The following is a 12,647-nucleotide window of genomic DNA, read 5'->3' as shown; positions in this document are numbered from 1 at the left end:
GTCAGTTCCCGCTGCTGCCGAACATGGAGACCGAAGTCGGGCTATAGGCATCATATTGGGAAAAATGCTCGTATTGCGCTGCACTTTCCGCCTCGACCGCAGCCTGCCGCGCCCGCTCCAGATCGGCGGCCCGGCCATTGGCGGACAGGACCGCGACCACGTCCGAAAGCTGGCGGGATTGCAGGGCAAGAAGCTGGTTTCCGGCCTGTGCCGCCTGCAACGCCCCGGTTGACGTCTGGCTGGCTGAAACCAGTTGGGTCATGGCGCTACTGTCAGAGGGAATGTTTCCCACCACACGCGCCTGAAGTTTCAGGGCATCCTCGAACCCGTCGACGGAATTCTGCCACCGTGTCTGTGCCTGGCTGAACAGGGCGCTGTCGGACATCCCCGACGAAATTGACGTATAGGCCTGCTGGTACTGCTGCTCGACCGAGGTGACGCTGTAGGCGATGTTCTGCGCCTGCGCGAGCAGTGCTGTCGTCTGGGAAATTGTCGATTGCAGCGTCGACAATGTCGAGAGCGGCAACAGGGCGAGGTTCTTTGCCTGGTTGCCCAGCATCTGCGCCTGATTGGCGAGGGACGTGATCTGGTTGTCGATCTGCTGCAATTCCCGCGCCGCGATCAGCACGGTCTGGACATGCGCGGCCCCGTCATAGACCGCCCATTGCGCATGGGCGGATTGCACCGAACTGACGCCGGCACCAACGGCCAGCGCCGTGACGGATGCGAACAGTCCCATACGACGGAAAAGTTTTGCCCGGATGCGGAAAAGTTTTTCCGTCATGGCACGCCCTCCGATCGGCGATCGTCACGCAGAAGGTCGGCCGCCCACGCAACGCCGCGTGCTTCGAACCAGACCGGGAGAAAGCCGTCTGGCCCGTGTTCCGCCAGCACACTGTCGATCAGCCGGTGATCGTCCTTGCCGGAGGCCGCGCACAGCGCCAGGGCAACAGGACCGAGCCCCAGTTCGAACAGGCGGTTGCCCCGCTGGGTCTGGCAGTAATATTCCCGCTTCGAGGCCGCACGGGCGATGATCGCGATCTGCCTATCGTTGAGGCCGAAATCCCGATAGAGCGCCATGATCTGCGGTTCGATCGCCCGCTCGTTCGGCAGGAAGATCCGTGTCGGGCAGCTTTCCACCACCGCCGGGGCGATCGGGGAATTAGCGATATCGGACAGGCTCTGTGTGGCAAACACCACCGAGGCATTCTTCTTGCGCAGGGTTTTCAGCCATTCCCGGAGCTGGCCGGCGAAGTCTCCGTCATCCAGGACCAGCCAGCCCTCATCGATGACCAGCAGCGTCGGGCGACCATCCAGTCGGCCTTCGATGCGATGGAACAGATAGGACAGTACGGAAGAGGCTGCGCCAGAACCGATCAGCCCCTCCGTCTCGAACACCACCACATCGGCGTCACCTACGCGCTCGCTATCAGCGTCGAGCAGGCGGCCATAGGGACCACCCAGGCAATATGGCGCCAGAGCCTGCTTCAGGGCGTTGGACTGGAGGAGTGCGACCAGCCCTGAGATCGTGCGTTCATGGCTAGGCGATGACGCCAGGGAATTCAGCGCCGACCAGAGGTGAGACTTCACCTCCGGCGTCAGCGCTACCCCTTCACCGCCAAGGATCTGGCCGAGCCATTCACTGGCCCATTTGCGCTCATCGGGATCATCAATCTGCGCCAGAGGCTGGAGCGAGACACTGCCACCCTGTTCTCCCGACAGATCATCCTCGGTTAAACCGCCACCGAGATCGTGCCAGTCGCCTCCCATTGCCAGCGTCGCGACCCGCATGGAGCCGCCAAAATCAAAGGCAAAAATCTGCGATCCCGCGTAGCGACGAAACTGGAGCGCCATCAGCGCCAGCAGGACAGATTTGCCCGCGCCTGTCGGTCCTGCGATCAGCGTATGACCCACATCGCCGACATGCAGGGAAAACCGGAAGGGCGTGGCTCCGGCCGTCCTGCCGTAGAAAAGCGGCGCTGCGTTGAAATGACCGTCCCTCTCAGAACCGGCCCATACGGCGGAGAGCGGAATCATATGGGCAAGATTCAGCGTCGAGACCGGGGGCTGGCGGACATTGGCGTAGACATGACCGGGCAGGCTTCCAAGCCACGCTTCCACCGCGTTGAGGCTTTCCGTCATGCAGGTGAAGTCCCGACCCTGAATGATCTTTTCCACCAGACGCAGCTTCTCAGTCGCGATGCTGGCGCTACCATCCCAGACCGTGACGGTCGCGGTGATATAGGCCTGCCCGACATCGTCCGCGCCCAGCGACTGCAAAGCCAGATCGGCATCGGCTGCCTTGTTGGCGGCATCGTTATCCACCAGCACCGAGGCCTCGTTGGTCATGACTTCCCGGACAATGGCCGCAATACTCTTGCGCTTTGCAAACCACTGCCGTCGGATCTTCGTCAGAACCTTGGTGGCGTCGGTCTTGTCGAGCAGGATCGCGCGGGTGGACCAGCGATAGGGCATGGCCAGTCGGTTCAGATCGTCCAGAATTCCGGGAAAAGTCCGTGACGGGAAACCGGTAATCGTCAGGGTTTTCAGATACGCGTCACCGAGTTTCGGCTCCAGACTGCCCGACAGCGGTTGGTCCACCAGCAGCGCATCCAGATGCATCGGGATCTCGGGCACCCTGACGCGCTGGTTCCGAGTGGAAATCGTCGAATGCAGGTAGGTCAGCGTCTCGCCGTCATCCAGCCAGACGGCCTCGGGCATGAACCCGTCCAGCAGGGCCAGAAGCCGATCGCTGCGGTCCACAAACGTATGGAGCATGCCATGGGGATCAGGGCCGTCCCGTTCCCTGCCCTCATACAGAAAACGCTCTGCACGGCCTGATGATTCCGCCGGCGGCAACCAGACCAGGGTCAGGAAATACCGGCTCTCGAAATGCGCGCCCTTATCCTCGAACTGCTCCCGGCGTTCCAGATCGACCATCTGGCTGGCGGCATCAGGAAAATCACTCTCGGGATACACTGTCGCCGGCACGCGCTGCGCTTCCACGAACACGCCCCAGCCGGAACCCAGACGGCGCAGGGCATTGTTCAGCCGTCCGGTCACGCCGACCAGTTCGGCTGGCGTGGCGCTATCCAGATCAGGGCCTCGAATTTTCGCCGTACGCTGGAAGGAACCGTCCTTGTTCAGGACGACGCCTTTCTCCACGAGCGCGGCCCAGGGCAGGAAATCAGACAGGAGCGCGGCACGGTGACGATATTCGCCAAGCGACATCATGGCTCTGCCCTCCCTACGCCCGGAGCCAGGCGGGATAACGCAGATGCCGCCGCCCCACCTCAATGAAGAAAGGGTCGCGCCTGGCACCCCAGACCGCGAGCCCATGCCCCACGATCCAGAATGCGGCCCCGATCAGCCACAGCCGCAGGCCCAGCGCGATCGCCGCTGCCAGCGTGCCGTTGGCGATGGCCACGGCGCGCGGAGCGCCGCCCAGCAGGATCGGGTCGGTCAGCGAGCGATGCACCGGGACATGAAATCCCGCCACCGCGTCATCGTCATACCCCGCCATCAGATCAGTGCTCCGCCGGAGAAGGAGAAGAACGACAGGAAGAAGCTGGATGCTGCAAAAGCGATGCTGAGTCCAAAGACAATCTGGATCAGGCGGCGAAACCCACCCGAGGTTTCCCCGAAGGCCAGAGTCAGACCCGTGACCGTGATGATGATCACCGAGATGATCTTCGCCACCGGTCCCTGGACGGATTCCAGGATCTCGTTCAGGGGCGTTTCCCACGGCATGTCGGAGCCCGAGGCTAGAGCCGAGGAGCACCATGCGATGGACAGCAGCAGCATGGCGGAAAGGACAGGCGCGTGCCGACGCACGCGCAACAGCGTGGGGGTCATTGGGGTTCTCCATCGGTATTATGGATTGAATGAATGCGATAGGCGCCTGTGGCGGGATCGAGCCCATCCACAGTGGCGAGTTCGGACAGCCGGCGCTGCGTGCCCCGGCCGGACAGCACCGTGATCACATCGATCGTCTCGGCGATCAGCGCGCGCGGCACGGTGACGACGATCTCCTGGATCAGTTGCTCCATGCGGTGCAGGGCGCCGATGGCAGTGCCGGCATGCAGCGTGCCGATGCCACCGGGATGACCCGTGCCCCACGCCTTGAGCAGATCCAGTGTCTCGGGACCACGCACCTCGCCGATCGGGATGCGATCGGGCCTCAGGCGCAGGGCCGAGCGCACCAGCTCGGACAGGGTGACGATGCCGTCCCTTGTGCGCATAGACACGAGGTTCGGCGCAGCACATTGCAGTTCGCGCGTATCCTCGATCAGCACGACCCGCTCGTCAGTTTTCGCGACCTCGGCCAGCAGGGCGTTGACCAGCGTGGTCTTGCCCGTGGATGTCCCGCCCGCGACCAGGATGTTTTTCCGTTCCGCAACAGCACAGCGCAGAAAACGGGCCTGACCCGCAGTCATGATCCCGGCAGCAACATAATCATCAAGGGTAAAGACAGCGGCAGCGGGTTTACGGATCGCGAAACTCGGGGCCGTCACAACGGGCGGCAGTAATCCCTCAAACCGTTCGCCAGTCGGCAATTCCGCCGATACGCGCGGTGCCGCTTCATGCACCTCCGCCCCGACATGGTGTGCGACCAGGCGCACGATGCGCTCGACATCGGCTGGCGTAATCCTGTCGCCCGTGTCGGACAGTCCTTCGGACAGCCGGTCGATCCACAACCGCCCGTCCGGATTGAGCATGACCTCGACCACGCCGGGATCGGCAAGGTGACCCGCAATCGCCGGCCCCATCGCAGTGCGCAGCATCGAGACGCCGCGTGCTTGACTCTCTGAATTATGATGCGAAACCACCATCTGATCCCCGCTCGAACGGGACCAGAACAGATGGTCCCCACACGGGGATAATTAAAAGAGGCCCATTTCGGCTCGATTCAACAACTATCGCATACCGTGCGGTCATCGCGTGGAAACGGCGGCGATCGGCGGGATTGACGAATCCTTGCGCCAACCCCACGCAATCTGACGATTACTGGGGGTCTTCACCACCATTGCGCCGCGTGTCGATGTCTCGCGACAGCTCCCTGAGAAACCGATCTCCGGTCGCCAGTTTCCGTCCGAGCGATTGCAAGAAACCCTCGAACCGCTCGACGCCTTTCGCCCTGGCGGATGCCTGGGCACTGTCAGGCAGTGGCGGGGTGACAGTCAGCCAGAAACGGATGAACAGTGCCAGCGTCTCGCCCATAATGGCGATATCCTCGTCCATCCCGGCGACCTGGCGGTCGATCCTGTCCATGCGGCGGGCGAACACCGCTTCCAGCCGCTCCGAGGCGTCGGCCGAGAGAAAGGACGCGACGGCCGCTTCGATCACCGCCGATTTCGAGACGTTGCGCCGCAACGCCAGCGCTTCGACCTGCTTCAGAAGCTCCGGCTCGAAATACACATTCATGCGGGTCTTGCTCGGCATGGGCATCCTCACAGATCGAGGCCATCGGCCGGGTCCATCGTCGCCTGCCGCGCAACGAAACGAGCCTGCTGGCGTATGGCGCGCGCTTTGGCAGCATCGACATCCGGCTCGTCGTCGAGCACATCGAACTCCTGCACGCCCGGATGCTCGGGCGGCACGACGTCCTCATACTCCGGCAATTCCGGTTCGCGGCGGATGCCGGCATTGGCGGGATCACCATCAGCGCCCGTGTTCCCACCCGGTGCTGATCCTCCTGATGGCGCCATTGTCTCCAGCGCCGACCAGTCGTCGGACGGAGGCGCGGACGGGCGTTTCGTTCCGGTGGCCGGGGGCGGGAGGACACGCTCCATGAACCGCGCGTCCTCGTAATAGCGCGCCTTCTTCGCACGCACGGGGGCGACGCCCGCGACCAGCAACAGTTCATCGGTCGGCGGAAGCTGCATCACCTCGCCGGGCGTGAGTAGAGGTCGTGCCGTCTCCTGCCGCGACACCATGAGATGCCCGAGCCAGGGTGACAGGCGATGGCCGGCATAATTGGTGGAATCACGCATCTCGGTCGCGGTGCCGAGCGCGTCCGACACACGCCGGGCGGTACGCTCGTCGTTGGTGGCAAACGCGACGCGGACATGACAGTTGTCGAGAATGCTGTTGTTCGCGCCGTAAGCTTTTTCGATCTGGTTGAGACTCTGCGCGATCAGGAAAGATTTGATCCCATACCCCGCCATGAAGGCCAGCGCACTCTCGAAGAAATCCAGCCGACCAAGGGCGGGAAACTCATCGAGCATCAGCAGCAACCGGTGCCGATGGGCGGAGACATGCAGATCCTCCGTCAGCCGCCGGCCAATCTGGTTCAGGATCAGGCGGATCAGCGGCTTGGTGCGGGCAATGTCGGATGGCGGTACGACGAGATAGAGGCTCGCGGACTGGCGGCCGGACACGAGATCCGCGATGCGCCAGTCGCATCGTGCCGTCACCTTTGCCACCACGGGGTCGCGATAGAGGCCCAGGAACGACATGGCGGTGGACAATACACCTGAGCGCTCGTTGTCGCTCTTGTTCAGCAGCTCGCGCGCCGAAGAGGCAATGACGGGATGCACGCCCGCCTTGCCGAGATGCGACGTGGACATCATGGCACGCAGCGTCGCCTCCATCGGCCGCTTCGGATCGGAAAGAAAATTCGCGACACCGGCCAGCGTCTTGTCCGGCTCGGCGTAAAGGACATGCAGGATCGCACCCACCAGCAGGGAGTGCGAGGTCTTCTCCCAATGGTTGCGTCGATCCAAAGCACCTTCGGGGTCGACGAGGATATCGGCGATGTTCTGGACGTCGCGCACCTCCCTGTCGCCACGCCGGACCTCCAGCAGCGGGTTGTAGGGCGATGAAGCCGGATCGGTCGGGTCGAACAGCAACACACGCCCGTGCCGCGCACGAAACCCGGCGGTCAGCCCCCAGTTCTCGCCCTTGATGTCATGAACGATGGCCGAGCCCGGCCAGGTCAGCAGCGTGGGCACGACCAGCCCGACGCCTTTGCCCGAGCGGGTCGGGGCGAAGCACAGGACATGCTCGGGACCATTATGCCGAAGATAGTCCCGATCCCACCGGCCCAGCACCACGCCGTCGGGGGCGAGCAGCCCGGCTTCCTTCACTTCGCCGACCTCCGCCCAGCGGGCCGAGCCGTATGTGGCGACGTTGCGGGCCTCCCGCGCCCGAAGTATGGACAAGCCGATGGCCACCACGATGGCGATGAGGCCGCCGGACGAGGCGATATATCCGCCCGTCACGAAGATCGACGGCGCGTAGGCGTCGTAGAAATACCACCACCAGAAGAAGGCCGGCGGATAGTAGAACGGCCAGCCCGCCACCATGAACCAGGGGACACCAAGCTGGGACTGAAAACTGAGACGCCAGGCCGTCCATTCCGTCGCACTCCAGATGGCGACGAAGACGATCAGCAGAACGAGGGCGACCTGCCCCCACAGGACACGGCTTCCAGACATCGGGGCTCCAATCAGCTTGGGGAATGAAACCGATCAGAGAAGGGGCGACCCAGCGGCAGACAATATATAATGAGTCGCGATCGTACCACCGGATACCATGGCGAAGAAAAAGGACGGTCAGTGCCGCGTTGCGCGGGCGTCGATCACGGCCTGTTCGAGAATCTTCCGATAACCGATTTTCGTCATCCATTGCGCACGGGCGAGATGGCTTTTCCAGCAGATGCGCGTGCGCTCTGCGTCCGCCGGATCGCGATGCAGCACGATCCGCGCCACCTCCGCCCAATCGGCCCGATCCGCCTCGGCATCGAGCAGGCGGAGATAGGTGATGAAATGCACTTCGTCATAAGTCGTGATCTCCGGCATGGTCGGGGCCAGGTCATCGACATCGGGGTCTAGTTCGGGCCTTGCTGTCATCCGACAGCGCTCCAGCAGGATTGCAGCCAACCATGTCCTAAAATGGGATAATCCCAAATCAGGATTATTGGAACAGCTCCGCAACCCGTCGGAGAGCGTTCCGCATGAAGAAATCCTTGCGCACACCCCGGCAGCTTTTGCTGCAATCACTTCTTACAGAAGCGCGCAAGACTTGGGACATGACGCAGGTGGAACTGGCCGATTGCACTGGCCTGAGCACCAGCTATCTCCGACGCTCGAACGCACGGACATATCGGCAAGCGTTACGATCCTGGAAAAGATTGCATAGGCACTCGACGTGGAACCGGGGGCTTATTGAAAACTGTCCCGTCCTGCTTGCATTAAAAGGATCATTTTGTGGCTAGATTGAGCATGTGCAACAATGCTGGGTTACGATTATGTGGCGACCATATAACATTAAAATGTGCCTCTTCAGGCTCATCAACAATCGTCCGGAACACAACACCAGGAAATGGTATATATGTTGCCGCCTTACTGACGAGCGTAATGCCCTCACCAGCAGCAACCATAGCCATCAGCGTATCTCGTGCGACATTGCAACGGTGAATACGCGAACTGCGCTTCCGTTCACTTATGCGACGTACGACGTGTTCGAATATTTTCGGCCCAGCCCCGCCATGACGGACGAGGAAGGTTTCGTCGGCGAGTTCGATCCATGTGATAATTTCCTGTTCTGCCAATGGATGATCTGTCGGCAGAACCACCATGACCGGCTCAGACCAAAGTTCACGGGAATGACAGTCGGGGGAATTCACTGCGCCAAGGATGAAAGCCATGTCGAGCGTACCTTCCCGGACTAGAGCGATTATTTCTGACTCATTTCCCTCCAACACAGACTGTCTAATCATCGGGTAGTTCGTGCGGAATTTACGGCGCAGATCGGCAAGAAAGCCGGTAGAAATTGGACTATATAGTCCAATCGACAGATGTCCTTCTGCACCGTCCATCAATGCGCCTACCCTGCGCACAGCATGATCGATTTTTGCAATGCCAGTCGATACCTCGGCAACGAAGCAACGCCCAGCATTGGTTAGCCGGACACCACGATGTCGTCGTTCGAAAAGCATGACACCGAGAGCATCTTCCAATCCCTTGATCCGGGCGCTGACACTTGATTGTGTCGTACCAAGTACAGTCGCTGCTTGACGAAAATTCAATACCTCAGCAACGATAACCGCGTGTCGAAGCGAAATTAAGGAAATATTGCGGATAACATTGAGATGTTCGCTTGGCACATTCCGTCGTATTTTCGTCCTACCCCACCGCATTAGAAATTCTTTCACGTAGCAGGCGCAACATCGTTAACCTGAGCGATAAAACGCTGGGCTGATACATCGCAGTTTCAGCTTATCAGCAGGCTACATTGAGAACATTCTCCCGATTAATCTCTGCGAACTCACGCCACAAAAACCAGCCAAAATGAGCAATGTCATCCATCGGACGTGCAAAAGCATCTCCAATAGGGTATATGGTCATGCCTTTTGGTAAGGTCTTCGAGGTATATAGCGTGCCGCAATAACTTGTTAATTGTTGCACTCAACATCTTCTTACCAAGGAATAATCCTGTTGAAGCGATCAAGGTAACGCAACCCAGGTAGGCCCAGATTGGCGTTGATCGTGTCCACGACGAGTGGGATACTTTCTTCAATTGAGAGCGTTGCCTCGTTTCCGCCCATCTCTGTGCGAACCCAGCCTGGAGCAATAAGTAGGAGAGCATATGCGTCTTCTGCATAGCGGCTCGCAAATTTCTTCATCAGCATGTTGAGAGCGGCTTTACTAGCTGAATAGCATTGCCAACCATCTTCTGCATTGGTGATGCTACCGAGTTCTGATGTCATGATCGCGATAACATTGCCTCTCGGGACTAGATCTCGCAGAATTTCTGCTGCTCGGACAGGCGAGAGGCTGTTCACCAGCATCATGGATAGAAAGTCAACTTCGTCGATCGTAGCGGGTGTTGCCTCAATCGACCGCGCAATCCCAGCGTTGATGAAAAGAAGATCAAGCTGTTGCCCGTCGAGCCGATCTCGGAGGAGACGAACCTCACCGGCATAGGCGATGTCGACGGTCTCGATGCGCAGAGTTCCAGAAAAGCGCTCTGTCAACTTATCGAGCTCTTGAGAGGGCGTGCGCTGTGTCGCAATGACGCTCCAGTCACGTTCTAAAAACTCTTTGACCAGTGCGAGGCCAAGCCCGCGAGAGGCCCCCACAATCAGGGCGGTCTGCCGCTGTGTCACGTTCATATCCTTATCGGGTTGAGTCTGCCTTATCTTTTACGCGTCCGCTATTTTTGATAGTAATGTCGATCTGTCACAACATTATGGACTAGAAGTCACAGATAGATGGCTTACGATGGACGACTTCTGGCGGGTTTGACCGTTTTTATGGCGGTGATCGAGGCAGGGTCCATGTCTCGGGCGGCCGAGACGCTCCACATGACCCCATCCGGCGTCGGGCGTGCTATTGCTCGGCTGGAGACCCGACTAGGTGTTCGGCTTCTTGACCGGACCACCCGGACGCTACGAATGAGCGACGAGGGGCGCCGGTTCTGCGAACGTGTTGGACCGCACCTCGCTGGCATTGAGGAGGCTGCTCTGGATGTTGCGTGCGCGAGGCAATGTGTGTCCGGTCGACTTCGGGTCAATGTCGATCCGTTTATCTCACGTCTTATATTGGCACGCGGTCTAGCAGATTTTCTGGCAGACTATCACGCTCTTCGGCTTGAACTCGTGATGCGTGACCATGTCGGTGATCTCATCGCTGACGGCTTCGACATGGCTCTACGCTTTGGTCCGCCTCCGGGTGGAAATTTCACGGCGCGGAAAATGCTTGAAACACGGATCCTGACTGTTGCCGCTCCGAGCTATCTTAAGAAACATGGAAAGCTGGAACACCCGCGGGACTTAATGAGTCATGAATGCATTGATTATCGCGATCCGATCACGGGGCGTCCATTCAACTGGGAATTTCGTCGAGGGGGGGAGGTCTTTCCGATCAGCCCGCCCGCTCGGCTTATGGTTTCCGATGTGGAGTCCATGCTAGAGGCTTGTCTAGCAGGTGTCGGGATAGCACAGGTGATGGCACTCGGAACAGAGAAGTTACTTCAAAGTAGCCGCCTCATCGACATTTTCACCGACTGGCCGGACGAAACATTCCCCCTTTTCGCGATCTACCCATCACGCCGCCATCGTGCCGCAAAAGTCCAGGCGTTTACTGACTTTTGTTTACGGTTGTTTGGGAGCGTGTAGGGCTTTTTCAGAACTTTTTATCCTGCGATATCCGATAACACTATTTCGATTTCCCTAGTCTAGTTTTCCACTAATAAGGCACGCTATTGGAGCTGGGATTAATACGAACGCGCAGTCCATAAGATATCCAGCCGAACGGGAAAATGAATTTAACTTATTGAAAGCACTCCTTGGGTGTATCAAACTCTACGCGCATTGTGACGATGCGAGGCGTGTTAAAAAAATTTGCAATCAGGCTCTCCCAGCAGCGAGAGAGTCTCTCCAGACCTTACAATTCAGCGCCCCACTCCCCTAGCCCGTCCTAACTGCCACGATACCGATCCACCCTGCACTATGCCTGTCACCTCCTGACCGAGAGGACGCTCAATCACAGGCCGCCACGGGAGCAGCGTGAACTCATGGGATTTCTCGACGATAGCGAAGCTCCCGCTGGATAGCTGGGCGGTACCGGTGAACGTGCCACTGACCGTCTCGCCGTCAGCAGCGACCCGAAACGGCACGGATTTCGTCGCCGCCAGCTCTACCCCGACACGGGCGACCTCCCGCTCCCGAAGCGTGGCGAGCAGGTTGCGCCGGTAGCTGACGCGCCCATCCGGCCGGCGGACCGCATCCCCCTGCTCGATCAACCTCTCCCGCCGCTGCTCCATCGCCTCGCCCACCTGTTCCCCGAAGCCGGCAGGCACCAGATCGGACACAGCACCTCCGACCAGCCGCCGATCGAGCCAGGTCGCACCATCTGCGCCGATCTGCCTGTCGAGATCGAAAGTCGACAGGATGCGAACATTGGCCCGTCCACCCCTCCCCGCATCATGGGCAGCAGCACGGGTGGCGAAATCCTCGGGAATACGCCACTGGTCGACGTCGATCCGTTCGACGATACCGGCCCGGCTCAGGGCCTCCAGCCGCCGGACATGGGAGGCGACAAAACCGTCATAGTCGCCGCTCGGCACGCGCCCCTCGAACCGGGCCTGTTCCAGATGACGGCTCGGCCGATAAATACCTCCCTCGGCCATGCCGGCAATCGCGCGATCGGAGGGACGTCCAGCGCTGTCAGGCGGCCCAATCTCGACGATGCTACCAATCCGCGCCTCCGCGACACGAGCTGGGTCAATGCCGGAAACATGGTGTGTGCGGCCATCGATCCCATCGACCACCAGCGTCAGTTCTTCGCCCAGCTCGTCGGACAGATGCTTGTCGATGACGCGACCGACGATCGGTACCGCCAGTGTGGTATCATGGATCGCAAAGCTCATCGGGTCGCGCTCGGTGCCCTCCGCCCGGAGCGCCTTCTGCATCGTGCGGATGATGTCGCCGCGCTCGCCCATCTCGCGCAGCGTCGGCTCCAGCCGCTCGCTCAGTTCCCACACACCGGGCGCATGCTCTGTGGCGAGGCCCATATCGCCCAGCTTGCCAAGACGGCGCAGGCGGAGCGTCCGGTCCGCCTGGCCACGCGGATCATCAGGTTCATGCCGCAAATCGAGAAACCAGCCCTCGGCCTCCGCGAGCATCGCCCGGTCGATACGGG

At 60.2% G+C, this 12,647-nt stretch carries 12 protein-coding genes; 1 reads left to right on the top strand and 11 read right to left on the bottom strand.

What is annotated here, in order from left to right; all coding sequences use genetic code 11:
* Position 1: 1 nt before the first annotated feature.
* From trbJ to B7444_RS14580, 10 genes are all read right to left on the bottom strand, one after another.
* Positions 2–784 (bottom strand): P-type conjugative transfer protein TrbJ, encoded by a 783-nt coding sequence (gene trbJ / locus B7444_RS14625; RefSeq protein WP_007283949.1) that lies wholly within the window; start codon positions 782–784, stop codon positions 2–4.
* The gene (trbE, locus tag B7444_RS14620; RefSeq protein WP_007283948.1) at positions 781–3,234 is read right to left on the bottom strand and encodes a conjugal transfer protein TrbE; all 2,454 of its coding nucleotides are present in this window, start codon (positions 3,232–3,234) and stop codon (positions 781–783) included. The genes trbJ and trbE overlap by 4 nt, the downstream gene beginning before the upstream one ends.
* Positions 3,235–3,247: 13 nt before the next feature.
* Complete coding sequence (locus B7444_RS14615; RefSeq protein WP_007283947.1) at positions 3,248–3,523, bottom strand: VirB3 family type IV secretion system protein; 276 nt, start codon at positions 3,521–3,523, stop codon at positions 3,248–3,250.
* Complete coding sequence (locus B7444_RS14610) at positions 3,523–3,855, bottom strand: TrbC/VirB2 family protein (protein ID WP_007283946.1); 333 nt, start codon at positions 3,853–3,855, stop codon at positions 3,523–3,525. The genes B7444_RS14615 and B7444_RS14610 overlap by 1 nt, the downstream gene beginning before the upstream one ends.
* On the bottom strand, positions 3,852–4,832 hold the full coding sequence (gene trbB, locus B7444_RS14605) for a P-type conjugative transfer ATPase TrbB (protein WP_035730536.1): 981 nt from the start codon (positions 4,830–4,832) through the stop codon (positions 3,852–3,854). The genes B7444_RS14610 and trbB overlap by 4 nt, the downstream gene beginning before the upstream one ends.
* Before the next feature lie 172 nt (positions 4,833–5,004).
* A complete protein-coding gene (locus B7444_RS14600) occupies positions 5,005–5,448 on the bottom strand; it encodes a ribbon-helix-helix domain-containing protein (protein ID WP_007283944.1) in 444 nt (147 codons plus the stop codon).
* 2 nt (positions 5,449–5,450) lie between these two features.
* Entirely contained in the window at positions 5,451–7,439 is a 1,989-nt protein-coding gene (locus B7444_RS14595) for a conjugal transfer protein TraG (RefSeq protein WP_007283943.1), read from the bottom strand.
* 117 nt (positions 7,440–7,556) lie between these two features.
* Positions 7,557–7,853, bottom strand: coding sequence for a DUF2285 domain-containing protein (locus tag B7444_RS14590; protein WP_035730537.1), 297 nt, complete (start codon positions 7,851–7,853; stop codon positions 7,557–7,559).
* A gap of 350 nt (positions 7,854–8,203) precedes the next feature.
* The gene (locus tag B7444_RS14585; RefSeq protein WP_197026270.1) at positions 8,204–9,109 is read right to left on the bottom strand and encodes a LysR family transcriptional regulator; all 906 of its coding nucleotides are present in this window, start codon (positions 9,107–9,109) and stop codon (positions 8,204–8,206) included.
* A gap of 312 nt (positions 9,110–9,421) precedes the next feature.
* Positions 9,422–10,117 carry an SDR family NAD(P)-dependent oxidoreductase gene (locus B7444_RS14580; RefSeq protein ID WP_007283938.1) on the bottom strand — a complete coding sequence of 232 codons (696 nt, stop codon included), beginning with the start codon at positions 10,115–10,117 and terminating at the stop codon, positions 9,422–9,424.
* Between the two features lie 99 nt (positions 10,118–10,216).
* Between B7444_RS14580 and B7444_RS14575 the strand changes: the two genes are divergently transcribed.
* Positions 10,217–11,122 carry a LysR family transcriptional regulator gene (locus B7444_RS14575; RefSeq protein ID WP_007283937.1) on the top strand — a complete coding sequence of 302 codons (906 nt, stop codon included), beginning with the start codon at positions 10,217–10,219 and terminating at the stop codon, positions 11,120–11,122.
* A gap of 275 nt (positions 11,123–11,397) precedes the next feature.
* Here the strand turns inward: B7444_RS14575 and B7444_RS14570 are convergent, their stop codons facing one another.
* Positions 11,398–12,630: a DUF3363 domain-containing protein gene (locus B7444_RS14570; RefSeq protein ID WP_373277517.1), complete on the bottom strand. Its 1,233-nt coding sequence runs from the start codon at positions 12,628–12,630 to the stop codon at positions 11,398–11,400.
* Positions 12,631–12,647: the final 17 nt, after the last annotated feature.

The sequence above is a fragment of the Gluconobacter thailandicus F149-1 = NBRC 100600 genome, assembly GCF_000964465.1.
In the GTDB taxonomy this organism is placed as follows: domain Bacteria; phylum Pseudomonadota; class Alphaproteobacteria; order Acetobacterales; family Acetobacteraceae; genus Gluconobacter; species Gluconobacter thailandicus.
Note: the sequence above shows the minus strand (reverse complement) of the source record. Positions and strands in the feature narration are given on the sequence as shown.